This window comes from Amycolatopsis sp. A133 (genome assembly GCF_031082405.1).
Lineage (GTDB): Bacteria > Actinomycetota > Actinomycetes > Mycobacteriales > Pseudonocardiaceae > Amycolatopsis.
The window spans coordinates 40,821-64,259 of sequence record NZ_JAVHJU010000038.1; the positions used below are offsets into that span (position 1 = coordinate 40,821).

At 71.1% G+C, this 23,439-nt stretch carries 23 protein-coding genes and 1 riboswitch; of the genes, 8 read left to right on the plus strand and 15 right to left on the minus strand.

Features of this window, described 5'->3' with window-relative positions; translation table 11 throughout:
• Window positions 1–83: 83 nt before the first annotated feature.
• Both Q5425_RS25205 and Q5425_RS25210 read right to left on the minus strand, forming a co-directional pair.
• Window positions 84–1,583, minus strand: coding sequence for an FAD-dependent monooxygenase (locus tag Q5425_RS25205; RefSeq protein ID WP_308674777.1), 1,500 nt, complete (start codon window positions 1,581–1,583; stop codon window positions 84–86).
• A complete protein-coding gene (locus Q5425_RS25210; protein ID WP_308674778.1) occupies window positions 1,580–2,542 on the minus strand; it encodes an MBL fold metallo-hydrolase in 963 nt (320 codons plus the stop codon). The genes Q5425_RS25205 and Q5425_RS25210 overlap by 4 nt, the downstream gene beginning before the upstream one ends.
• 100 nt (window positions 2,543–2,642) lie before the next feature.
• Between Q5425_RS25210 and Q5425_RS25215 the strand changes: the two genes are divergently transcribed.
• On the plus strand, window positions 2,643–3,173 hold the full coding sequence (locus Q5425_RS25215) for a MarR family transcriptional regulator (protein ID WP_308674779.1): 531 nt from the start codon (window positions 2,643–2,645) through the stop codon (window positions 3,171–3,173).
• Here Q5425_RS25215 and ribA read toward each other — a convergent pair.
• Window positions 3,170–3,781 (minus strand): GTP cyclohydrolase II, encoded by a 612-nt coding sequence (gene ribA, locus Q5425_RS25220; protein WP_308674851.1) that lies wholly within the window; start codon window positions 3,779–3,781, stop codon window positions 3,170–3,172. The two genes, Q5425_RS25215 and ribA, sit on opposite strands and share 4 nt — an antisense overlap.
• 102 nt (window positions 3,782–3,883) lie before the next feature.
• On the minus strand, window positions 3,884–9,130 hold the full coding sequence (locus Q5425_RS25225) for an AAA domain-containing protein (RefSeq protein ID WP_308674780.1): 5,247 nt from the start codon (window positions 9,128–9,130) through the stop codon (window positions 3,884–3,886).
• A 184-nt stretch (window positions 9,131–9,314) separates the two neighbouring features.
• Here Q5425_RS25225 and Q5425_RS25230 point away from each other — a divergent pair, with 184 nt between their 5' ends.
• The gene (locus Q5425_RS25230) at window positions 9,315–9,947 is read left to right on the plus strand and encodes a LysE family translocator (protein WP_308674781.1); all 633 of its coding nucleotides are present in this window, start codon (window positions 9,315–9,317) and stop codon (window positions 9,945–9,947) included.
• 28 nt (window positions 9,948–9,975) lie between these two features.
• On the opposite strand, the gene Q5425_RS25235 is transcribed toward Q5425_RS25230, so the two are convergent.
• Window positions 9,976–11,037, minus strand: a complete 1,062-nt coding sequence (locus tag Q5425_RS25235; protein ID WP_308674782.1) for a cobalamin-independent methionine synthase II family protein — start codon at window positions 11,035–11,037, stop codon at window positions 9,976–9,978.
• A 265-nt stretch (window positions 11,038–11,302) separates the two neighbouring features.
• On the opposite strand from Q5425_RS25235, the gene Q5425_RS25240 reads away from it, so the two are divergent.
• Both Q5425_RS25240 and Q5425_RS25245 read left to right on the plus strand, forming a co-directional pair.
• A complete protein-coding gene (locus Q5425_RS25240; protein WP_308674783.1) occupies window positions 11,303–11,566 on the plus strand; it encodes a DUF3040 domain-containing protein in 264 nt (87 codons plus the stop codon).
• A gap of 15 nt (window positions 11,567–11,581) precedes the next feature.
• Window positions 11,582–12,607, plus strand: a complete 1,026-nt coding sequence (locus tag Q5425_RS25245) for a DNA polymerase IV (protein ID WP_308674784.1) — start codon at window positions 11,582–11,584, stop codon at window positions 12,605–12,607.
• Here the strand turns inward: Q5425_RS25245 and Q5425_RS25250 are convergent.
• Window positions 12,604–13,251 carry a TetR/AcrR family transcriptional regulator gene (locus Q5425_RS25250; protein WP_308674785.1) on the minus strand — a complete coding sequence of 216 codons (648 nt, stop codon included), beginning with the start codon at window positions 13,249–13,251 and terminating at the stop codon, window positions 12,604–12,606. The genes Q5425_RS25245 and Q5425_RS25250 overlap by 4 nt on opposite strands.
• 88 nt (window positions 13,252–13,339) lie before the next feature.
• Between Q5425_RS25250 and Q5425_RS25255 the strand changes: the two genes are divergently transcribed.
• From Q5425_RS25255 to Q5425_RS25270, 4 genes are all read left to right on the plus strand, one after another.
• Window positions 13,340–14,230 carry a diiron oxygenase gene (locus Q5425_RS25255; protein WP_308674786.1) on the plus strand — a complete coding sequence of 297 codons (891 nt, stop codon included), beginning with the start codon at window positions 13,340–13,342 and terminating at the stop codon, window positions 14,228–14,230.
• A gap of 41 nt (window positions 14,231–14,271) precedes the next feature.
• Complete coding sequence (locus tag Q5425_RS25260) at window positions 14,272–14,754, plus strand: GNAT family N-acetyltransferase (protein WP_308674787.1); 483 nt, start codon at window positions 14,272–14,274, stop codon at window positions 14,752–14,754.
• A gap of 31 nt (window positions 14,755–14,785) precedes the next feature.
• Window positions 14,786–14,864, plus strand: a riboswitch (S-adenosyl-L-homocysteine riboswitch).
• Between the two features lie 81 nt (window positions 14,865–14,945).
• Window positions 14,946–16,406: an adenosylhomocysteinase gene (ahcY, locus tag Q5425_RS25265; protein ID WP_308674788.1), complete on the plus strand. Its 1,461-nt coding sequence runs from the start codon at window positions 14,946–14,948 to the stop codon at window positions 16,404–16,406.
• 124 nt (window positions 16,407–16,530) lie between these two features.
• A complete protein-coding gene (locus Q5425_RS25270; RefSeq protein WP_285996763.1) occupies window positions 16,531–16,686 on the plus strand; it encodes a hypothetical protein in 156 nt (51 codons plus the stop codon).
• A gap of 32 nt (window positions 16,687–16,718) precedes the next feature.
• Here the strand turns inward: Q5425_RS25270 and Q5425_RS25275 are convergent, their stop codons facing one another.
• The 9 genes from Q5425_RS25275 to Q5425_RS25315 form a co-directional block, all read right to left on the minus strand.
• Complete coding sequence (locus Q5425_RS25275; RefSeq protein ID WP_308674789.1) at window positions 16,719–17,375, minus strand: cation transporter; 657 nt, start codon at window positions 17,373–17,375, stop codon at window positions 16,719–16,721.
• The gene (locus Q5425_RS25280) at window positions 17,372–17,704 is read right to left on the minus strand and encodes a metalloregulator ArsR/SmtB family transcription factor (RefSeq protein WP_308674790.1); all 333 of its coding nucleotides are present in this window, start codon (window positions 17,702–17,704) and stop codon (window positions 17,372–17,374) included. Before Q5425_RS25280 ends, Q5425_RS25275 begins: the two co-directional genes overlap by 4 nt.
• Window positions 17,705–17,939: 235 nt before the next feature.
• Window positions 17,940–18,098, minus strand: a complete 159-nt coding sequence (locus Q5425_RS25285; RefSeq protein ID WP_396135237.1) for a hypothetical protein — start codon at window positions 18,096–18,098, stop codon at window positions 17,940–17,942.
• 162 nt (window positions 18,099–18,260) lie between these two features.
• The gene (locus tag Q5425_RS25290; protein ID WP_308674792.1) at window positions 18,261–19,127 is read right to left on the minus strand and encodes a Ku protein; all 867 of its coding nucleotides are present in this window, start codon (window positions 19,125–19,127) and stop codon (window positions 18,261–18,263) included.
• A 96-nt stretch (window positions 19,128–19,223) separates the two neighbouring features.
• Window positions 19,224–20,450, minus strand: coding sequence for a styrene monooxygenase/indole monooxygenase family protein (locus Q5425_RS25295; protein WP_308674793.1), 1,227 nt, complete (start codon window positions 20,448–20,450; stop codon window positions 19,224–19,226).
• Window positions 20,451–20,488: 38 nt separating this feature from the next.
• Window positions 20,489–21,115: an ATP/GTP-binding protein gene (locus Q5425_RS25300; protein WP_308674794.1), complete on the minus strand. Its 627-nt coding sequence runs from the start codon at window positions 21,113–21,115 to the stop codon at window positions 20,489–20,491.
• Entirely contained in the window at window positions 21,090–21,482 is a 393-nt protein-coding gene (locus Q5425_RS25305) for a DUF742 domain-containing protein (protein WP_308674795.1), read from the minus strand. The genes Q5425_RS25300 and Q5425_RS25305 overlap by 26 nt, the downstream gene beginning before the upstream one ends.
• Window positions 21,483–21,547: 65 nt before the next feature.
• Window positions 21,548–21,985 (minus strand): roadblock/LC7 domain-containing protein, encoded by a 438-nt coding sequence (locus Q5425_RS25310; protein ID WP_308674796.1) that lies wholly within the window; start codon window positions 21,983–21,985, stop codon window positions 21,548–21,550.
• Window positions 21,982–23,232: an ATP-binding protein gene (locus tag Q5425_RS25315; RefSeq protein WP_308674797.1), complete on the minus strand. Its 1,251-nt coding sequence runs from the start codon at window positions 23,230–23,232 to the stop codon at window positions 21,982–21,984. Before Q5425_RS25315 ends, Q5425_RS25310 begins: the two co-directional genes overlap by 4 nt.
• Window positions 23,233–23,439: the final 207 nt, after the last annotated feature.

Genomic DNA, 23,439 nt, shown 5'->3' on the forward strand with positions numbered 1-23,439 from the left:
GTCACCATCTCCGGATCACTTTCGTAGGGAAAGTGACGCGCTCCAGGCCCGAGCTTTCACGTGAAAGCTCGGGCCTCGGGACGTCACTTTCGTAGGGAAAGTGCGCGCTGGAGGGCTGGGGCGAGCTCCGGCGGGTTGCGGAGCACGGCGGCGACGTACGCGTCCGGGCGGACCAGCCAGGCTTCGCCCGGGCGCGCACCCAGTGCCCCGCCCACCGGGATCTCCGCCGATCGCACGCCGGCGGGCGCCACCACTCCCGGCGTCGTCAGCAGCAGGAACCCCTGACGGGCCTGCTCGCGCAGCCGCCGGCCCGCGACGGTGACGTCCGGCAGCAGGATCCCGGGGCCGGGTGGCGGCAACGTCCCGCGCGGCGGCCGCCCGGCGAACGGGCGGTCCGGGTCCGGGGTGGTCAGCGGGGACCCGGTGTACCAGAACGGCTCGGCCAGCCGGCCCGAGTCGACCTCCGGGTGGGCGGCCGGGTCGTGGGCGGCCCGGGCCAGCACCTCGGCCCGGTGCCGCCGCTGCTTGTCGTCCTGCGGGACCAGGAAGTCCATCGTCGCCGTGGTCACCTCGGCGTTCTCGACGGCCGCCGCGTGCCGCTCGGCGTGGTAGCTGTCCAGCAGGCCGTCGCCGGCTTCGCCGCGCAGCACGCACGCGAGCTTCCACGCGGCGTTCTCCGCGTCCGCGACGCCGGAGTTCAGCCCGCGCGCCCCGAACGGCGCGACCAGGTGCGCGCAGTCGCCGGCCAGCAGCACGCGGCCGGCGCGCATCCGGCGGACGAGCCGGGTGTGGAAGCGGTAGACCGACCGCCACGCGACCTCGTACGGCCGGTCGCCGATGATCGCGCGGATCCGGCGGTCCAGGGCGCCGCCGGTCTCCTCGGCGGCGAGGTCGTAGTCCTCGGGCACCTGCCAGTCGATCCGGAACCGCGAGCCGGGGCACGGGTGGATCAGCACCTGACGGCCGGGGTTCCACGGCGGGTCGAAGTAGAACCGCCGCTCGGCCGCCCAGCCGGCGAGGTCGGCGCGGATGTCGCAGATGAGGAAGAGGTCGTCGAACGAGACGCCGGCCAGCTGCTCCCCCACCCCGCGCCGCACCGCGTCGCCGCGCGCGCCGGTGCAGGCGATCGCGTAGTCCGCTTCGATCCGGCGCGGCCCGTCCCGGGTTTCGCAGCGGACCTCGACGCAGCCCGGCTGGGTCAGGCCGGTGACGCGGTGGCCGCGGCGGACGTCGATCAGCGGTTGCCGCGCGATCAGCTCGTCCAAGACCTCCTCGACGCGGGCCTGCGAGAGGTTGACGAACGGCGGCAGCGCGGACCCCGCGCCGGGCAGCCGGTAGGAGAACAGTTCCCGGTCCCGGTGGAACGTCCGGGCGGTCGTCCAGGTCAGGCCCTCCTCGGCGAGGCACCCGGCGCCGAGCGACGCCCAGACGTCCAAGGTGTCCCGCTGGTGGCAGATGGCCTTGGACCCCACGGGATCGCGCCGCTCGTGCTCGTCGACGAGCACCACCGGCACGCCCCGGCGCGCGAGCAGCAGCGCGGCCGTCTGGCCGACCGGGCCGCTGCCGAGGACCGCGACCGTCATCCTTGGAGCTGGTCCCAGACTTCGCGGTCGCGCTCGGCGGTCCAGACCACCGGCCGCTCGATGCCGGACAGCTCGTCCCACAGCCGCGAGACGTCGAAGGGCAGGCAGTGCTCGAAGATCGGCCAGTGCCCGTACTGGTCGTCCAGCGCGGCGTGCGTGCGCTCGAAGGCCTCCTTGAGCGTGCCGCCGGCGTCGCGGACCGCGCCGACCTCGCGGATCATCGTGTCCAGGAAGTGCCGGGTCTGCGCGACGGCGGCGTCGACCGCTTTCCTCCCGCGGCTCACCCCGCCACGGCCGCCGATCAGGGTTTCGGCCCCGAAGGCGGCGACGCGGTCCAAAGTGGACGACGCCCAGTCGCGGTGGAACGCGTCACCGGTGTACAGCGCGGCTTCGGCTTCCACGAGGTCGCCGGCGTAGAGGATCTTCTCGCGGGGCAGCCAGGCGACGATGTCGCCCTCGGTGTGGCCGCGCCCGCAGTACTGCAGGACGAGGTCGCCGCGGTCACCGCCGAGGTCGATCGTGAGCCGGTCGGAGAAGGTCAGCGTCGGCCAGGTCAGCCCGGGCACCGAGTCCGCGCCCTTGGCCAGCCGCGGCATCCGGCCGAACTCGCTCGCCCAGTCCTCCTTGCCGCGCTCGGCGACCAGGGCGCGGGTGTTTTCGTGCGCGACGATCACGTCGGCGCCGAACGCGGACGCGCCGAGCACGCGCACGGCGTGGTAGTGGCTCAGCACCAGGTACCGCACCGGTTTGTCGGTGTGCTCCCGCAGTTTCGCGAGCCATTCGCCGGCCGCGACGGGCGTTGCCAGCGCTTCGAAGCAGACGAGGAAGTCCTCGCCTTCGATCGCGCCGATGTTCGGGTCGCCCTCGGCGGTCAGCGCGTAGACGCCCTCCGCGAGCACTTCGAGGGTCTGCGCTTTCTCCGCCAGGTCGGCCGAAGAGGCGAAGGCTTTCTTCGTCACCGCGAGCGCTCCTTGATCGTCAAAGGATTGACCATCTGCCGGGTCAGGCTAGCCCGCCGGACGACCGCGGGGAACCCTCGCCTCGCCTAGCCTGAGCCGCATGACCGACCGACCGGCCGACCTCGACTACCTCTCGTTCGTCGACTACGCGATCGGGAAGACGCAGGCCGAGCTGCCCGCGACCGACCCGGTGGCGATGCGCCTCGGCCTGACACTGCACCGCCTGGCCGGCGCGCTGGTCTACGACTGGGAGTCGACGGTCCACCGCCCGCGCGGCTGGAGCTGGGGCGGCTTCCGGGTGCTGTTCGTCCTGTGGCTGACGGGCCCGCTGGAGTCCCGCCACACGGCCCGGCTGGCCGGGATGAGCCGCGCGGCGGTGTCGGCGCTGGTCAAGACCCTGGAGCGGGACGGGCTGGTGACGCGCACCCCGGTCCCCCGCGACCGCCGCGCGGTGCAGCTGGCCCTCACCGAAGCGGGCCACACGGCGGTGACCGACGCCTACCAGGAGCACAACACGCGCGAGCAGGCCTGGGCGGCGTCGCTCACGCCGTCGGAACGGACGGTCCTGATCGGCCTGCTGGAGAAACTGACCACGGGCCCCGCGGCCGCGGCGGCCCAGCGCCTGGCCTAGCTGGCGATCCCGGGCAGGCTGAGCGTGTGCCCGGTCTGCTCGGCCTTCGCCCGCAGGTACCGCACGTTGTTCTCGGTGGCGAACACCCCGGTCGGCACCTGGTCGCGCACGGCGATCCCGGCCGCCCGCAGCTGCGCCGCCTTGTCCGGGTTGTTCGACAGCAGGTCGACCCGCGCCACGCCGAGCGCACCCAGCATCTGCGCGGCGACGGTGTAGTCGCGGGCGTCTTCGGGCAGCCCGAGCGCGGCGTTCGCGGCGTAGGTGTCGAGGCCGCCGTCCTGCAGGGCGTAGGCGTCGAGCTTGTTGTACAGCCCGATCCCCCGGCCTTCCTGCCGCAGGTAGAGCAGGTACCCACCGGCCTCGGAGATCCGCGTGACGGCCTCGGCCAGCTGCGGGCCGCAATCGCAGCGCGCCGACCCGAAGACGTCCCCGGTGAGGCACTCCGAGTGCGGCCGCACCAGCGGCACCTCGCCGGGAGTGCCGAGGACGAACGCCAGGTGCTCACCCCCGTCGCCCAGCCCCCGGAAGGTGACGGCTTCGGCGTCGACCGCAATTCCGCCGTCGAGCCGCAGCGGGATCCGCACCCGTGTCCGCACCTCAGCCGTCATGCCGTTGCCCCTGGAGTCGCCCACAAGATCGACCCTACACGAGGTTCAAATTCGAACATCGCTGGTCTTCGCAGGTCCCTCACCCACGAAGACCGGCACTGCTCAGGCCTCGGCTCGAGGGGGTTGCCCGCCCGATTCGAGGGTCCGCGCCAGCCCGAGGACCGTCGAGAGGAGCTGGCTCACGTTCTTCGTCAGCTTCTTGAGCCCGAGCTGCGCGAGAACGGCCCGGAACAGCGCTTCTTCGTCGTCCCAGCCGTGCCGATCGGCCAGTTCCCGCATGACTGTGGCCAGCTCCCGCGGAGGAACGTCACCCAGGTCACGAGGCCCCAGCTCACGCACCCGGACCAGCGGCTGGTCCGGCAGCCGGTAGGTGCGGGGCCGGACGCCCGACCGCCCGAGCGGATCGTCGGCGAGAAGCACGCCTCGGCGGACCGCGAGACTCACCGCGGAGTTCAACAGCCGTGCCAGCTGGGAGCCGACCCTGAGCCCACCGGAGGACTGCACATAGAGGCGGTGGATCCGGTCACCCGACACGGGCCCCTCGGCGGCCACGATGGCCTGGATACCCTCGATCAGCTCGTCGCGCGTGGCGTCGGACGCCGGCGTCAGCCGGCCGGAGAAGACCCCGTAGGCCTCCAGCGCCGGCTGCGCACGGTCAACTGCCGGCTGTTCGACGCCGGCGACCTGCGTTCGGACAGCCGAGCGCTCCCCGGACGAGGCGGCCGGCTCCACCGGCACCGCACCCTCGTCGACGGCGTCTTCCGCCGGCCACTCCCAGTCTTGTTCGGCCGGCGGGGCCGGCGCAGGCGAGGCGATCGCCGGCTCCGGCTCGACCTCCTCGATCACCGCCGGCAGCAGCTCGACGGCTTCGGGCGATTCCGCCGCCTCGGCGGCAGGTGACCAGCCCGAGGGATGGATGTCTTCCTCCTGGAGCAGCTCCCACAGCCCGGCGAGCGCTTCCGTCCGGTCCACGTCGAACGCCGACCCGGCGATCCGGAAGAAACGCCAGCCACACCGTTCGAGGTCACGTTGCCGTGCGAGATCCCGTTCGTACGCCTCGGGGCCGTGCCACTGGTCGCCGTCGCACTCGACCGCCAGACGTCCGTGGGCACCCACCACCACGAGGTCGATCCGATAGCCCAGCGACGGGTACTGCGCAAGCACGGTGTACCCGCGGTCGACGATGCGGTTGTACACGCGCTGCTCGAAGAGTGAGTCGAACGGCTCGACCCGGCGGTCCTCCGGCACCGCTTCGCTGGATGCCCCGGCTTCGGCGTTCCGGCCTCGCGCGATCACCCCGTAGCTGTAATCGAGCAGCTGGAACCGCATGCACTCCCGGTTCGGCAACTCGTCCGGGCGCACCGAGTGGAAGATCCAGACCTGGTCCTTCGCGCGCGAAACCGCGACGTTGTAGCGCTGGACGTACTGCTCCTGCGTCAGCGCCACCATCCGCTTGTCGGGTGCCGGAGCCGCCACCATGGAAAGGAACACCACGTCCCGCTCCGAGCCCTGGAAGTCCGCGGCATCCCCGCACCGGAAGTCGCGGCTCGTCCAGTCCTCCTTCGAGATGCGCCCCAAGAGCTTGTTCTGGATCTCCTTCGCCTGGGTCGGACCGAGGAGCGAGACGACACCGAAGGTCTTGCCGTCGTAGGCCGGGTCGGCGAGGCACTTCTCGATCTGCTCGACGATCGCTTCGGCTTCGACGGGGTTGCTCTTGTTCGTGACGCCCCGCTCGTAACCGTCCTCCAGGTAGACCGCCTTGATCGGCTCGAGGCGGTCGGCGCCGTACTGGCGGACCGGGACGAGCCGGATACCGTCCGGCTCGTAGGCGATCCGGTTGGAGAACCCGATGATTTCCGGGACGCACCGACGGTGCTCGATCAACGTGATCAGCTTCCCGTACCGCATCTTGGCTTCGTCGAAGAGACTGCGACGCGGATCGTGCCAGGTGTCGCGGTACCGGTCTCCCGCCAGGTACTGCCGCGCGAGGTCCCGCAGCTGCTGCTGGTCGACGCCGACCGCCGAGGGCGAAACCTGCCGGTCGTCCCCGATGACCACGATCTTCTTGGCCAGGTACTGCAGGAAGACCGCTTCCGTCCCGGCCTGCGAGGCCTCGTCCACCACGACGACGTCGAACATGTCCGGCCGCACGCGGAGCTGCTCGGCAATCCGGTAAATCGGCATGATCCACACGGGCACCGACGGACGGCAGCGGTCCATCGCCTTGCGGATCTCGGCGCGGCGCTGGTTGCGGTAGATCCCGGTGTTCTTTCCCGCCCGCTGGACGAGCTGGGCGTACTGGGTCAGGTCGGCGCGCGCGGCGCCACTGAGGCGCTCCGGCGACGCAGCATGATCCCAAGCACGCCCCGCGGCGATCGTTTCGGCTTCGTGCCGGATGGCTTGTTCGATCCTCGTGATGTCCGACTGGAGGTCGTTCACGTCGATCGACTCCTGCTGCGTGATCCACGCCCGAGCCGCGCTCCAGTTCCACGCTTCCGAGAAGGTCGCGAGGCGTTCGGCCCAGTCCGGGTGGCCCGGGTCGGAAACGACTCCCTCGTACAGGCGTGGCGCGGCGGCCCGGAGGACGCCGCCGAGCTGATCACGGCGACCGGCCTGACCGCGTACCTCCCAAAGACGCGTGAGCGTCCGGCGAGCGACGGCGAAGCGCTCGCTGTCCCGGTTCTTGACGGCATCCAGCAGGTCGGCGACGCACTGGGCGGAGTCGGACCACTGGGCGGTTTCCCCGACGAACCGCTCGAGCGCGACCAGCGGCGCGGCCGCCGCCGCCTTCGCCTCTTCCGCCGCCGCGGCGTCCGTCAAGCTCGCGTACCGCCGGACGCCCCCGAGGTCGTTCCAGTCCGGGGAGGGCAGCTCGAGCCGGCGCAAGCGCTGCTCTTCCGCTGCCAGCTCATCGGCGAGGGCGAGGACCCGGTGCAGTTGCCTGAGTTCCGTGCTGTGCCACTGAAGCCGTTCCTGAAGGGTGTCCTCGGGCGGGATCACCATGCTTTCCGGCCAAGCCCGGTCGAGCGCGGTCAGTACCTTGCTCCCCTCGGCCCAGGCGATGAACGCCTGCAACCGGGGCGCGGATGTCGGCGCCAGGCCGTCGACCAGGACGTTCTCGAACAGCGGCTGGGCCTGTTTGAGGATCTTGGGAGCGAAGGCGCCGATCTTGGGACTGCCGTCGGCCATCGTCTTGACGACGCCACCTCCCGCGAGGAACCGCACGAGCTCGCCGGCGAGCGCAACCAGCGCACCGAGATCGCCGCCACGCACCACGACGTCGGTGAGCGGGCCGAGTTGCCCCACCCAGCCCGTACCCGTGGTGATCAGGCCGTGGATGGTTGCACCCCGGGCCCGCCACTGGCCGGCTCGTCCGGTCCGGACATCCCGCAACGCGTCGTCGAGCCACTGCTCCCGGCGGCCGAGCAGGTGGTCCGCCTCACCGGCGAGCCGGTGCAACCGGCTCTGGAGCTCGCTCCGCTGTTCGGGCGCGAGCCGCCGGACCGCGGAGAAGGCCGGGTGCTCTTTGAGCACCGCGTTCTCCTGGTCCGCCGCGGTGGCCCCGTTTTCGGCGGCGACCAACCGGGCGAACCGATCGGCGTCCACCAGCTGGGAGAGCACCGGCAGGCGCAGCCGGGATTGGGGTTCATCGGCACGCAGGTTTTCGTCGAGCAGGTAGCCGTGCCATTCCCGGGCCTCACGACTGCTCAGGGGCGCTTCCTGGTCCGGGCCGACCGCGTCCGAGCCGAGCAGCCACCCCAGCCGGCCCTGCTCGGCGGTCAGCTGACGGGCGATCCCCGAGAGGGTGCCTCGATAGCCCCGGTGTTCCCACTCCAGGACCTCACGTTCACGCGCCTGCAGGAGCTTGCTGTGTGCGGCTGAGCGTTCGCGCCGGAGCCAGTCGACGGTCTCGAAGTGCTCCCGGATCGCCCGGGCGTTCTCTTCGCCGTCGTGTTCACTCGCCGCAGCCGCGATCTCCTGGACCGCCAGTTTCAGGTCGGCCATGTCCTCCCGGGAAGACCCGACGACCGCCACCGCCAGAGGTTTGATCTCCTCCGGGAGCTTGTCCCGCACCTCTCGCAACGCCCGGTCGGTGTGGGCGGTGACGAGAACCCGCTTGCCCTGCGCGAGCAAGTGCGAGATCAACGCCGCGGCCGTGTGGGTCTTGCCGGTGCCCGGCGGGCCCTGCACCAGGGTCTGGGACGCCGAGTCGACCCGCCTGATCACGTCGAGCTGGCGGTCGTTGACCGGAAGGGGCAGGAACGGCTCGTCGTCGACCAGCAAGATCGCACCGTCACCCGCTGCTGCCGGCGCTGCCGGCACGTGGTCGGGATCGATCAACGGGATCAGCCCGTCCGGCACTTCCCCGGTTTCGTCCAGCTGGTGCAGGATCGTGTCGAAGATTTCGATCAGCCCCTGCTGGCTGCGCCTCCGCAGGATCAGGGCCGGCGCGAAGGCCACTACTGCGTGTTTGCCGGGCACCGCGGGCTCGTCCTGGTCGCGGTACTCGCCATCGGAGTCGAGGCTGTGCACGAGCCGGCGTGCGAAGTCACCGGTGACGACCGGAGCCAGAGCCGGCCCCTCGTACGCCTTGACGTCCGCTCGGATCTCGTCGAGCTTGTCCGGGGCGGTGACCAGCCCGGGCTCGACCATGTCGAGTTCCAGCTGCACCGGCTCGGCCGACTCGACGGCGCGCACCACCAGGCGGCCGGTCCGATCGTCGAAGTCCACCGATGCGGCGCTGGTCAGCAGGTGCCGCTTGATCCGATACCCGTTGACGGGTTGCCAGCCGAGGCAGCCGGTTCCGGCGACCAGCTCCAGCTCCTCGGGGCTTTCCGTGGCCGAGACGTAGATCGTGTAGAGCCGCGCGTACAGGTCTCGCGCAGGACGATCGATCCGTTCCTGTTCCGCCCATTCGAGCCAACGCGGCAGCCACGTGTCGTACTGCCGCTGAACCGCGGGGAAGCAATCCAAGGTGAGGGACACGGGCGTCCGGTCGGCAGTCGCCTCCGGCTCCGCCTCGGGTGCCGCTTCGGTGATCCGCTGCCGGAGCGCGGGCGTCCGCTCGGGATCGTCGACCGGTTCCGTCAGCCATCGCCCGAGTTCCGCGGCGGCTTCGGGCGGCGCGACCACCGGAACCCGAGCGATCGACAGCAGCGGCGCGTCCCCGGCCGGGACGTCTCTCGGCAGCCGGGCGATGGCGGGGTGGACCGGAAGGTCCGCCAGCCAGATCACGTCGCCTTCGCGCTGGTAGACCTCGACCGACCGGACCGGGTTGGCCTTCAGCTGCTGCGCCCCGCGGAGAAATTCGAACAACCGACGCGCGCGGTCCACCAACGACGTACTCATTCCACCTACCCAGTCCACCAAGCCGTGTACGTGGATTCGAAAGCACCACGCTTGAGCACAGTCGCGGCCACGGTCGGAATGTCACCGACAGTTACCAAATCGTGAACCGCGGATTCGTCGCCGGCGATGGCGATGGCGTGCATCGCCGGGAAAACCGGTGGCGCCCAGGTCGTATCCTCTGGCCATGATCCCCGGTGCCACCGCCGCCTCGTTCCTGCTGGTCGTCGTGCTCGGGGCGATGTCGCCCGGGCCCGACTTCGTTGTTGTGACGCGGTCGGCGCTCAGCGGGGGGCGGCGGGCCGGGATGGCCGCCGGGGCCGGGATTGCGCTCGGGGTGTTCGCCTGGGTGGTCGCGATCGCGCTCGGTGTTGCCGCCGTGCTCACCGCGTCCGCCGTTGCGTTCACCGTGGTGAAGCTGGCCGGGGCGGCCTACCTCGTGGTCCTCGGCGTCAAGGCGTGGCTCGCCGTGCGCCGTGGGGAGTACCGGGATCTCGCGGCCGCTGCCGGGCCCCGGCAGCTCGCGGCCGGGGCCGCCTTTCGCCAGGGGCTGGTGACCAACCTGCTCAACCCCAAGGTGGCCGTCTACTTCCTGGCGCTGCTCCCCCAGTTCCTCCCCGCGGACGGCTCCACCCTGCAGACGCTCGAACTGGCCGCCATCGCCACCGCCGGCACCGTCTTGTGGTTCGTCACCCTCGCCGTCGTGGTCGGGGCGCTGAAGAAGTTCTTCAGCGCCGGCCGCGTGCGCCGGGGCCTCGACGCCGTACTGGGTACCGTGCTCGTCGCGCTGGGGCTGAAGGTCGCCGCCGAAGCGGCGTGAGCCCGCCGGGCGGGCTCACGCCGTCCGCTCAGCCGAGCTGCTCCGACGCCAGCCGCGTGCCCTCGACGCGGGCCTTGATCTTCGCGAACGCGAGGTCGCGCGAAGTCGACGTGTCGTCGGCGAACGGGGAGAACCCGCAGTCGTCGCAGGTCCCGAGCCGCTCGGCCGGTACGTACTTCGCCGCGGTGAGCACCCGGTCCCGCACCTCTTCCGGGGTCTCCACCCGCGGGTCGATCGGATCGATGACGCCGACGAAGATCCGCTGGTCGGCCCGGAGGTTGTCGGCGATCACCCGCAGCGCGCGCTCGGGGTCGGCTTCGCTGGCCAGCTGGACGAAGAAGCGGCCGGCCTTCAGCTCGAACAACGCCGGCAGCAGGCCCGCGTAGTCGACGTCGAGGCTGTGCACGGAGTCCTGGTCGCCGCCCGGGCACGTGTGGACGCCGATCTTCGCCCGCTCCTCGGCGGTGAACCGGTCGAGCACGGCGTTGTTCAGCTCGACGAACTGGCGCAGCAGCCCGCCGGTGGGGTCGAGCTTCAGCGACAGGCGGCCCTCGGTGAAGTCGATTTGCACGCTGTCCGCGCCCGCCTCGAGACTGCCCCGGATGTCCGCCTCGGCCTCGTTCACCAAGTCGGCGACGAACTGCTCCTGCGAGTAGCCCTCGATGCCGTCGCCCGGGTAGATCAGCGAGAGCGCGGACGCGGCGATCACCGCCTGCTTGACCGGCCGGTCGGTAAGCGTTTTCGCACGGGTCAGGTACGAGTCCGCGTGGGTCGCGTAGCGGAACGGGCCCGCGGTGAGCCGCGGCAGCTGCCGGGTGTGCCCGTCGGCGAACGGGATGACGACGCCGTCGGGTGCCAGTGCGTCCAGCCCGGCCAGCGGGTACGTCGCGAAGCTCGGCTTGCCCTGTTCCCCGTCGGTCAGCACCGGGGAGCCGGTCTCCTCGAACCGGCGGATCGTGTCGGCCAGCGCCCGGCTTTCCAGCTCGGCGAGCGCGGCGGCGTCGATCCGGCCGGCCGCGAACCCGCCGAGGCCTTCGACGAGGTAGGCGGGACGCGGGATGCTGCCGATCGGTTCGGTGGGCAGGGTCATCAAGTCCTCCGGCTGCTGGAAGGCGACTGACCGGCCACCGGCACGAAGGCAGGACGTGGCCGCACCGACCGCCCCCACCCGCCGTCCGGCCGTGACCGGCCACGTTCAAGGGGCAACTTAACGTGGCCGTCCCCGGTCACGGAGCGCGGATCACCCGGTCGGAGCAGAGAAAAGCACAAAATCGGAAGGCGTTCGGCGGTTAGCGAAGAGGACGATTGGGTATTCGCTACGGCGATACGGCGGGTTCGGCGCCGAAGGAGGCCCGATGCTCAGTCACCACGATCGCACCGAGCTCGAGAAGATCGAGCGCAGTCTCGAGCTCAGCGACCCGGATCTGGCGGCGGCGCTTCGCGACGGCAAGCGCCCGAAGTCGCGCGCGCTCCGCGGCGCCCTCCTGATCGTCTTCGACATCACCGCCGTGACGCTGCTGGTCCTGGGCCTGGTGCTGCCCGACCCCGGGGTGACGCTCTGCGGGATCCTCGCGCTCACCGCCACCGTCTGGACCCACGTGGCGCGGCACCGGATCTGAGGCAGACTGGGCGGGGTGAAGTGGGTCCTGCACGTCGACCTCGACCAGTTCATCGCCGCGGTCGAGATCGCCCGCCACCCGGAGCTGCGCGGGAAGCCCGTCGTGGTCGGCGGCCACGGCGACCCGGCCGAACGCGCCGTCGTCGCGACGGCGTCGTACGAAGCCCGCGAGTTCGGCGTCCACTCCGGCATGCCGCTGCGGATCGCCGCCAAGCGCTGCCCGGACGCCGTCTTCCTGCCCAGTGACCCCGACGCTTACCTCGAGGTGTCGGCGCGTGTGATGGCCGCGGTGCGGGAGCTGCCGGTGGTGGTCGAGGTGCTGGGCTGGGACGAGGCCTTCATCGGCGCGGAGACCGCCGATCCGGAGGCCTTGGCCGTCTCGATCAAGGAGGCGGTCGCGCGCGAAACGGGGTTGTCGTGCGCGGTCGGGATCGGGGACAACAAGCTGCGGGCCAAGCTGGCCACCGGGTTCGGCAAGCCGGGCGGGATCTACCGGCTGACGCAGGAGAACTGGTGGGACGTGATGGCGGCCCGCCCGACCGACGCGCTGTGGGGCATCGGCGGCAAGACGACGAAGAAGCTCGCCGAGCTGGGCATCCACACGGTCCTCGACCTGGCCGGCGCCGACCCGGCGGAGCTGGCGGCCCGGTTCGGCCCGAAGACCGGGCCGTGGCTGCGGCTGCTCGGCGGCGGCATCAGCGACGCCGAGGTGAGCGCGACGCCGTGGGTGGCCCGCTCGCGCAGCCGCGAGACGACGTTCCAGCGCGATCTGACGGACCCGGCGGAGATGGCGGCGGAGGTCTCGGCGCTGGCGAAGCGCGTCGCCCAAGACGTCCTCGAGGAAGGCCGCCCGGCGGCGCGGGTGGCGGTCAAGGTGCGGTTCGTCCCGTTCCTGACCCACACGCACAGCATCACGCTGCCGGAGCCGACGTCGGACGCCGCCGAACTCGACCGCGCCGCCCAGGAGGTGCTCGGGATGTTCGAGCTGACCCGGGCGGTGCGCTTGCTGGGCGTGCGGGCCGAATTCCCGCGCGAAGACTAGAGCCCCTCCGGGAGCGGTAGCGGGCGGTCCGGGTCGAGTTCGACGCCGCCGGCGCGCAGCGTGTGGTCCAGCATCGCCCAGATCGTGCCGGTGAGCTGGCCGGTCAGCTGGGGCAGGGTGAGCGTGCCCGGGTGGTCGAGCCAGCGGGTCGTCGCCGATTCGACGTAGCCCACCAGGCCGAACGCGATCGTGTCCGCCGGCGCGGGATCCAGCCCGAACGCCGTCAGGTAGCCCGTGAACAGGCCGCTGAGGTGGCGGGCGATCGCCCCGCGGACGTCGGGGCCGTCGGGGACGCCGCGGGCGAGGTAGCGGTGCAGGTGGGCGTGCTCGGTCAGCCAGCGCAGGTGCGTCGAGATCACCGTGGAGATCATCTCGTTCGGCGAGCCCTCGGGGTGCCAGAGCGGGGCCAGATCGGCGGTCACCAGCTCGGCCGCCCGCTGCGCGATCGCCCGGCGGAGATCGGCCGCGCCGTCGAAGTGCCGGTACAGGCGGGTGCGGGCGACCCCGGCGCGTTCGGCGATCTGCTCGGTCGAGACGTCCGGGCCGTACTCGGCGATGGCGGCCAACGCGGCGTCGACGAACTCGGCGCGCCGCCGCTCCTGCTGGCCCGCCCAGCGCGTTGCCCGTCCGTCGACCTTGGTCACGGCAAAAGCCTACTCACGGACCGCCGGGCGGTGTACGCTCCCCGAAGTAACTAGTACACCGTGTACCCCCTACTTTCCGGAGGTCGCCATGGGCGTCGAGGCCCAGGACCGGGACGTCACCGCGGCTCGCCTGCTCAAGAGCTCCGCGAAGAACTCCTACGACCCGCATGTCGACATCGACTGGGGCGCGCCGCTCGCCGAGGGCAAGGCGTACATGCCGCTCGAACGCGTCTCCCTCTACGGCACGGACCTCTGGGCGAAGCTGACGCCCGAGCAGCGGATCGAGCTGTCCAAGCACGAGATCGCCAGCATCATGAGCGTCGGCCTGTGGTTCGAGATCGTCCTGATGCAGCTGCTCGCCCGGTACGTCTTCGACCTGGACGCGCGCACCGAGCACGCGCAGTACGCCATGACCGAGATCGGCGACGAGACCCGGCACTCGGTGATGTTCGCCCGCACCGCCGAGCGGCTCGGCGTCCCGCGCTACGGCGTCCCCAAGGTCGTGCACCGCGCCGCCAAGGTGTTCGGCGCGACCGCCGCCGGGCCGTCGATGTTCGCCAGCGTGCTGGTCGCCGAGGAGACCACCGACCGGCTGCAGCGGTCGATGATGGACGACGACGGCATCCAGCCGCTGATCCGCTCGGTCAACCGCATCCACGTGGTCGAGGAGGCCCGGCACGTCCGGTTCGCCAAGGAAGAGGTGCTGCGGGAGACGCCGAAGCTGTCGAAGGCGGCCCTGCAGCGCCACCGGCTGCGGACCGCACTGGTCGCGTTCGGCGTGATCGACAGCATGGTCGACCCGCGGATCTACCGCAGCGTCGGGATCGCCCCGCGGGAAGGCCGCGCCGCGGCGCTGGCGAACCTGCACTTCCAGGAGACACGCCGCTGGATGGCGGAGAAGATCGTGCCGTTCCTGCGCGAGGCCGGGCTGATCGGCGGCCGCTCGGAAGGCATCTGGCGGCGGGCGCACCTGCTCTAAACCCTTCGCGCCGGGTGCCGGATTCCGCCAGGATTGCCCCGGTGATCACGATCAGGACGGCCCGCGCCGCCGACGAAGCCGCGCTCGCCGAAATCGACCGGCGGACCTGGACCTCCACCGTGTCCCCCGCTCCCCCGCCGCCGCCCGGCACGCCCTTCTTCGGCGACGGCGCGCGGCCCGGGAACTTCCTCGTCGCGGAGCACGAAGGCGTGGTCGCCGGGTATGTCCACCTCACCGCGGGGTTCGACATCGACGCCCACCGGCACGTGCTCGTGATCGGCGGGCTCGCGGTCGACCCGGACCGGCAGCGGCTCGGCATCGGGCGGCAGCTCGTGGCCGCCGCGGTGGCCGTGGCGCGCAAGCGCGGCGCCCGCAAGCTGACGCTGCGCGTGCTGGGTCACAACACCGCCGCGCGCCGGATCTACGAGCAGTGCGGGTTCGTCGTGGAAGGCGTGCTGCGGGGCGAATTCCGCATCGACGGCGTCGACGTCGACGACGTGCTCATGGCCCGTTCGCTCGCTTGACAGCCTCGCGGCGGCTTTGCCATCCTGGTCGCGGGCCGAGAGGCGCTGCGACGGAGATCCCTTCCGCCACGCTCGGCCCGTTACCACGACTCCAAGGGCGCCTCCCGCGAGGGAGGTGCCTTCTTCTTTGTCCGCAAGGACTTCCGCGCTGCCTCCCGAGCGTCCCGACGAACTCCGGAGTGCACCGAAGCATGAGTGACAAACTGCAGACCCGCAATGGCCTCGACTTCGCCGTGGCCGACCTCGCGCTGGCCGACGCCGGCCGCACCCAGCTGCGGCTGGCCGAGCACGAGATGCCCGGCCTGATGGCGATCCGCCGCGAGTACGCCGCCACGCAGCCGCTGAAGGGCGCGCGCATCGCCGGGTCGCTGCACATGACGGTGCAGACCGCCGTGCTCATCGAAACCCTGGTGGCACTCGGCGCGCAGGTGCGCTGGGTGTCCTGCAACATCTTCTCCACCCAGGACGAAGCCGCCGCCGCGGTCGTCGTCGGCGCGCAAGGCACCGTCGAGGCCCCGGCGGGCACCTCGGTCTTCGCGTGGAAGGGCGAGACGCTCGACGAATACTGGTGGTGCACCGACCGGCTCTTCGCCTTCCCCGGCGGGCAGGCGCCGAACATGATCCTCGACGACGGCGGCGACGCCACCCTGCTCGTCCACAAGGGAGTCGAGTTCGAGGCGGCGGGTGCGGTGCCGCAGCCGTCCGAAGAGGACCCGGAGGAATACCGGATCGTCCTCGAGACCCTCCGCGCGAGCCTGGCGGCCGACTGTGACCGGTTCACCCGCATGGCCAAGGAGATCCGCGGCGTCACCGAGGAGACCACCAACGGTGTCAAGCGGCTCTACAAGCTGGCCAAGGACGGCGAGCTGCTGTTCCCCGCGATGAACGTCAACGACTCGGTCACCAAGTCCAAGTTCGACAACAAGTACGGCATCCGGCACTCCCTTGTGGACGGCCTGAACCGCGCCACCGACGTCATGATCGGCGGCAAGCGCGTGGTCGTCTGCGGCTACGGCGACGTCGGCAAGGGCGCGGTGGAAGCGCTGCGCGGCCAGGGCGCCCGCGTCGCGGTCACCGAAATCGACCCGATCTGCGCGCTGCAGGCGGCGATGGACGGGCTCGACGTGGTGGAACTGGACGACGTCGTCGAGCAGGCCGACATCTTCATCACCACCACCGGGAACTTCGGCATCGTCTCCGCCGCCCAGATGAGCCGCATGAAGCACAACGCGATCGTCGCCAACGTCGGCCACTTCGACAACGAGATCGACATGGCCGGGCTGGCGAAGCTCCCCGGTGTCGTGAAGAACGAGATCAAGCCGCAGGTGCACGAGTGGACGTTCCCGGACGGCCACGCGGTCATCGTGCTGTCCGAGGGCCGGCTGATGAACCTGGGCAACGCGACCGGGCACCCGTCCTTCGTGATGTCGAACTCGTTCACCAACCAGGCGATCGCGCAGATCGAGCTGTTCACCAAGCCCGGCGAGTACACCACCGACGTCCACCGGCTCCCGAAGCACCTCGACGAAAAGGTGGCCCGCCTGCACCTCGACGCCCTCGGGGTGAAACTCACCAAGCTGACGAAGCAGCAGGCCGAGTACATCGGGGTGGACGTCGAAGGGCCGTACAAGCTCGATCACTACCGGTACTGATCCAAGATTGCTCCATTCGCCGTAGTTTGGTTTATCGCGAAACTGGCCATCCTCCCCTCGAGAGAAGCGCATCCGCCCGGACGGCACGGAGCCGGGCCGGGTCTCGTGCGAAGGAGTGTGTGAAGTGATCGTTCTCGGTGTGATTCTCCTGGTCATCGGGTTCATCGTCGGTATCCCGGTGCTGTACACCATCGGCATCATTCTCGCGGTGGCCGGTGTGGCACTGGCCATCCTGGGCGGCACCGGCCGCCGGATCGGTGGCCGGGCGCACTGGTACTGATCCCGGAACTCCCGCCAACGGCCTGGCACGCGTCAGCAGCAATGCTGGCCGCGCCAGGCCGTTCGGCCTTCCTGCACCGCCACCCCGGCGATCGCGAGCGCGACGACCGGGTCGGCCCACCACCAGCCGAACAGGGCGTTGAGCAGCAATCCGGCCAGCAGCACCGCGGAAAGGTAAGCGCAGAGCAAAGTCTGCCGCGAATCCGCGACGGCGCTGGCGGAGGCCAGTTCCCGCCCGGCCCGGCGCTGCGCCGCGGAAAGCGCGGGCATCACGGCCAGGGAAATGGCCGCGAGCACAATTCCGGTCCGGGAGGTTTCCGGCGGCTCGCCGGTGAAAAACGTACTGACAGCTTCCCCTGTGACGTAAATCGCGAGCGCGAAGAAGGAAATCGCGATCGCCTGCAACGCCCGCCGTTCCCGGGCTTCCGGATCGTGGCCGGAGAACTGCCACGCGACCGCGGCGGCCGAGGCGACCTCGATCACCGAGTCCAGCCCGAAGCCGATCAGCGCCCCGGACGAAGCCGCCGCACCGGCGGTCAGGGCGACGACGGCCTCGACGACGTTGTAGGTGATGGTCGCCGCCACGAGCAGCCGGATCCGGCGCACCAGCAGCGCCCGGCGATCCGGCTCCACCGCGGGTGCCGCGCAGCAGCCGTCGGCGCAGGTTTCCGTGGCCGGTTCCGGTTTCACCGCAGCGCCGCCCGCTCGTCCTCACAGGCTTCGCGCGGTTCCACCGCCAAAACGACCTGGACGAGCTCCCGCAGCGCGCGGGCCAAGTGGGCGTCGGCGATCTCGTACCGCACCTGACGGCCCTCGTAGCCGGCCACGACGAGCCCGCAGCCGCGCAGGCACGACAGGTGGTTCGACACGTTCGACCGGCTCAGCCCCAGCTCGGTCGCCAGCCGCCCGGGATAGGCGGGACCGTCGAGCAGTGCGGTCAGGATCCGGCAGCGGGTCGGGTCGGACAGGGCCCGGCCGATGCGGGCCAGCGCCGACTCGCGCGTCTCACAGGTCACCATGCAGTGAACTGTACATCAGGCGCTGACCTATCCACACCGGACACGTCCGGAAAAGAAAAGGGTCCTCCGGCTCCGAGGGGGAGGGAGAGCCGAAGGACCTCGTTAGTGTTAGCACATCGCCAAGCCCGTGTACACAGCTGCATACACGATCGGGTTACGGCCTTGACGCCGTGCGGGCCTTCCCGGCGGGTGCGGACCACCCGGCGGAAAGGCCCGCAGGGTCCCGGCGGGAGGCTCAGGAAGCCTGGTGCAGCAGGGATTTCCGCAGCGCGGCGGCACAGCCGCACCCGCTGCCGATGCCCTGGCAGTCGACGATCAGCGCGTGCCGCACGCGGTCACCGTCCTGACAGGCCGGATCGGTGCACTCGGCGAACCCGCCTTCCGGGTGCACCACCAGCGTGCCGTGGCAGTGATCGATCCTCGCGTGACAAGAGGCGCATTCCATGACCGGCCGCCTTTCCGTGCTCGTGGCCGACGTCCACCCAAGGTAGGACCGGAAAGCGTCCGCACCCGGTACGCCGGCGGCGTGTCGGCCCGATCACCCGTCCGGGTGGGTTCAAGCGGACTTCGGCGCCCGCTTGCGCGCGGCCGGCTTCTTCTTCACCGGCTCTTCGTCCTCATCGGACGCCTCCGAAGAGGACTGGCGCGACTTCTTCGCGGCGTCCACACTGGCCTGCAGCGCGGCCATCAGGTCGACGACGCCCTCCTTGGCGGTGACCGCCGCGGGCTTGGTCGTCTCGTCCCCCGCGACCTTGGCCTCGATCATCTCTTCCAGGGCCTCGCGGTAGTGGTCGCGGTACTTGTCCGGCTCGAACACCGGCTCGGCCAGCGAGTCGATCAGCGACCCGGCCATGGACAGCTCCTGCGGCCGGATCTGCGGCGGGTCGTCGCGCAGGAAGGGGAAGTCGGGTTCGCGGACCTCGTCCGGCCACAGCATCGTCGTCATCACCAGCACGTCGGCGTGCACGCGCAGCACCGCCATGCTCTCCCGCTGCCGGACGGCGACCTTCGCCACGGCCACCTGGCTCGACTTGTGCAGCGCGTCCCGCAGCACGATGTACGGCTTCACCGCGTTCTTCTGCGGCTCCAGGTAGTACGTCCGGTCGTATTGGATCGGGTCGATCGACTCGAGCGGCACGAACTCCAGGACGTCGATCGTGCGCTGGGTGGTCAGCGGCAGCTCGGCCATCTCCGCGTCGGTGATCACCACCATCTCGCCGTCGGGCAGCTCGTAGCCCTTGGCGATCTCGGCGTACGGCACTTCCTGGCCGTCGATCGTGCAGAACCGCTTGTACTGGATGCGGCCGCCGTCGGCCTCGTGCACCTGCCGGAGGGAGACGTTCTTGTTCTCGGTGGCCGCGTACATCTGGATCGGGATGCTGACCAGCCCGAACGACACCGAGCCCTTCCACATCGCCCGCATGCCACGCACCTCCGATGTGCCACCCTGTCGCCTTCACGCTACGTGACAACCGTAGCCCGAATCGTCCCTCCGCGACAGTCCAGCACCTCCGGCGATCTAGACCTCTGCCAGGTACTTCTCCCAGAGTGCGGGGTCCATGAACCAGTGCTGGAAGTCGGAGGGGTCCATGAAACCGTTCACGAACCGCCTCGCGACGGCGGGGTTCTGCCCCGCCACCCCCAGGATCTGGAGCACGTGCGGGGGCGGCGGCAGGAGCAGCGCGTTCGTCCATTCGGTCACGTGCCGGGCGTACTCCCAGTAGCGCTCGAACGTCGCTTCCATCCACTCCGCGTCGAACGGCCGGTCCCCGCGTTCGAGGATCGCGGCCAGGTAGGTCGCCGCGCAGTGGCTCGCGTTGTTCGAGCCCTGGCCGGTGATCGGGTCGTTCGCGACGACGACGTCGGCCATGCCCAGCACGATCGCCCCGCCGCCCACGGTGCCGACCGGGTGGCGGACCACCGGCGTGTACCCGCCGGCCAGCGTCGCCTTCGCGTCGGTCAGCTCCGCGTCGCGGCAGCGGTCGTACTCCCACGGCACGAACCGCCGCATCAGGTCGAGCACGCGCCGGAAGTGCTCGTCCGGGCCCGGGCGGTCGTCGAAGCAGTCCAGCGGCCCGCCGGGCACCCCTTCGAAGAAGAGGATGTCGCAGTTGCCGCTCAGCGTGTACGCCGGGATCATGAACAGCTCGCCGACCCCGGGGACGATGTTGAACCGCACCCCCACCTTCCCGGGGTGCTCCGGCCGGCGGCCCACCCCGTGGGCGTAGACCAGCGAAAGCGCGCGCATCGGCTGCGTGAACGGCGACCGCTCGGGCACGCGGTCGAACAGCTGGACCAGCTCGCCCTTGCCGGCCGAGATGATCACCAGGTCGTAGAGCCGGGCCAGCGCGTCCAGTTCGGACGTCATCACGCCGTGGATGACGAGCTTGCCGCCGCGGTCTTCGAACAGCTCGAGCCAGCCGGCCATCTTGACCCGCTGGTCGACCGACTGCGCGGGGTGGTCGAGCTCGGCGAACCAGTCGAGCGCGCGGCCGCCGTCCGGCGCGGCCACCGAGACGCCGAGGCCTTCGACGTCGACGGTCTCGGCCTCCCACAGGTTCAGCCCGAGGTCCCGCTCGTGCTGCAGGGCGTCGTGGAACATGCACTGCGTCGACATCACCCGCCCGGACCGGATCTCCTCCGGTGTCCGTGCGGACATCACCGTGACGTCGTAGTCCTTCGCCTGCAGCCCGAGGGCCAGCTGCAGGCCGGACTGCCCGGCGCCCACGACCAGGACCTTGCGCATGGGGACCCTTCACCTTCCGGGGTGAGACGTGCGGGGATTCAGGCGTGCGGGGCGCTGCCGGCGAGCTCGCGGCCCGCCGGGCCGGAGAGCACCGCCAGCGACAGCGTGTGGCCGACCAGTTCGGTCAGGGTGGCGATCGTCGACGCGCGGTCCCGGGCGTCGCAGGTCACCAGCGGAACGGCCGGGTCGAGCGCCAGTGCGTCGCGCACCTCTTCGAGGTCGTGCACCGGCATGCCCTCGAACTGGTTGACCGCCACGACGAACGGCAGCTCCGAGTCGTTCTCGAAGTAGTTGATCGCCGCGAACGACTCGTCGATCCGGCTGGTGTCGACCAGCACGACGGCGCCGAGGGCACCGCGGCTGAGGTCGTCCCACAGGAACCAGAACCGCGCCTGCCCCGGCGTGCCGAACAGGTACAGCAGCAGGTCCGGGCGCAGCGTGATGCGCCCGAAGTCCATCGCCACGGTCGTGGTCGACTTGCCGCCGGGCGGGATCTCGTCGATGCCTTCCCCGGCCTCGGTCATCCACGCCTCGTTGCTCATCGGCGGTACCTCGGAGACCGCGCCGACGAAGGTCGTCTTGCCGACACCGAAGCCCCCGGCGACGACGATCTTCGCCGAGATCGTCAGCAGATCGCCCTCAGGCGGGGAGCCGCTTGAGCCCATCAAGGATCCTCTCGAGCACGTTGGTGTCGTGGTGGTAGGCGTGCGCGGTGGGGTGGACGAACACCGCGCCCTGGGAGGCGAGGTCGCCGAGCAGCACCCGCACCACACCCAGCGGCAGGTCCAGCCCGACCGACAGCTCGGCGACCGAGCACCGCGCCCGGGCGCGTTCGTAGAGCGAGCGCGACTCGGGCATGAGCGTGTCGCTCAGCGCCGGGTCGTACTGCGGCACCGAGATCAGCGTCTCCACCAGCAGCTGGTACCGGGTACCGGTGCGGCCGCCGGTGAGCGCGTACGCGCGGATCCGGCGGCTCCGGCGCGGCAACGGGGTGGCCGAGCCGGACACTTCGGACACTGTGGACACTGGCATCACCTCCTCGTCGGGCGATCCGGAGCTTCGCCCCGGACCCCCGGAAGCCTGGTCGGGCACGGGCCTCACGTCCGGGGCCGGCGCGCGGTCAGCACCTGCCGCAGCTCCGCGCGCACCTCGGGGGTGAGCGCGTGCCCGGCGTTGGTGATGAACTGGGTCATCTCGTAGGCGACCACCTTCATGTCCGCCTCGCCCGAGGTCAGCACCGCGAGCCCGGCACCGGAGCCGATGCCCATGAACAGGAAGTAGCCGTGGGTGAGCCGGATGATGATCTGCTCGCAGGCGCCCTTCCCGAACAGGGCCGCGCTGTTGCCGGCCAGCGAGAGCAGGCCGCTGGCGATCGCCGCGAGCTGTTCGGCCTCGGCCTCGCCGACCGAATCCGACGCGGTGAGCGGGAAGCCGTCCACGCTCATGATCAGCGCGTGGCTGACCCCGTGCACCTTGCGCACGAAGTCGTCGAGCAGCCAGGCGAAGTTCGCCGTGGCCGGGTGGGGAGCGCTCACGAGCCGGTTCCTCCGGGCGTCTCGTCCTGCCGGGTGCGGTTCTCCGCCAGCGCCGCCTGCTCGCCGTCGGCGAACGCGCCGAGGTCGGCGAGCAGCCGCTCGTGCCCGGACCCGGCGGTCTCCTCGCCCGGCGGGGGCGACGGCGGTGGCGGCGGCGGTTCCGGCGCGGCGGCGCGGATGCTGCCGGGCACGCGGCGCGGCAAGCCGCTCGGCGTGGTCCCGCCGACCGCCCGCTCGACCGGGCGGGGCCGCGGGCTGGGCTTGCGCGGCGCCGGCTCCGGCGCCTCCCGGGAGTGCGTGCCGGAGCGGCGGCGCGGCAGCCCGGCGGCGGTGGCCGGTGCCGCGCCGGCCCCGGCCTTGACCGGCTCCATGGTGACGGTCCGGGTGCCCGACCACGCGTGCTCGGCGAGCTCGGTGACGACACCGGTGGGCAGCAGCACCGTGGCCACCGTGCCGTGCGGGCTGCGGCGGTCGAGCCGCACGGTGACGCCGTGGCGGGCCGCCAGGCGGGCGACCACGGCGAGGCCCATGTGCCGCGCCGCGGCGTCGTCGAGGTCGCCGCCCGCGGCCAGGCGGGCGTTGAGGTCGCCGACGCGGTCGGCGGGGATGCCGATGCCCTCGTCCTCGATCCGGACGAGCACGCTGCCCTGCTCGGTCAGGTGCGCGCTGACGTGCACCGGCGAGCTGGGCGACGACTGGTTGGCGGCGTTGTCGAACAGCTCCGCCAGCACCCGGCCCAGGTCCTCCGCGGCGAAGCCGACGACGCCGAGGTTGACCACGCGGCCGATGGTGATCCGGGCGTAGTGGTTGATCGAGGACATCGCCTCGCGCATGAGGTCGAGCACCGAGGTCGCGCGGGCGGCGTCGTCGGTGGTGTCCTGCCCGGCCAGCACGCGCAGGTTCTCGGCGTTGCGCCGCAGCCGGGTGGCGAGGTGGTCGAGCTGGTAGAGCTCGGCGAGGCGGTGGTGGTCCTCCTCCCCCGCCTCCAGCTCCTCCAGCCGCGCGAGGAGCTGGTCGAGGAGGTTGAGGTCACGCAGGGCGACGCTGGCGCAGATCTCGGCCAGCACGCCGTCTTCGGACGGCGGCGCCACCGGCTCCGGCCGGGACAGCTCCGCGATCGCCGGTCCCGCTGCGGGCGTGTACCCCGGGTGCTTCGGGGGCGCGGTGAGGAACTGCGCGGCGGCGACGCGCGAGCGGTCCAGCAGGACGCGTGATCGATCCAGGAGTTCCCGGGCCCGGCTCGCCATGTGGTCCCACTTCTTCCTTGCTCAGGTGCGGCTGTGTGTACTGGACGAACGGTTTGTCGAACGAACTTCGGTGGTGCTGGAACGGCTCGGTACGCCGGCCCCCGGCGGCGATGCGGGACATGCAAGCAGAAAGGTTCGTGGGATGTCCACAGCCGGTCCCCGCGCGATCGCCGTGTGTGATCATGATTTCGGAGCGTCGCCGCTGGT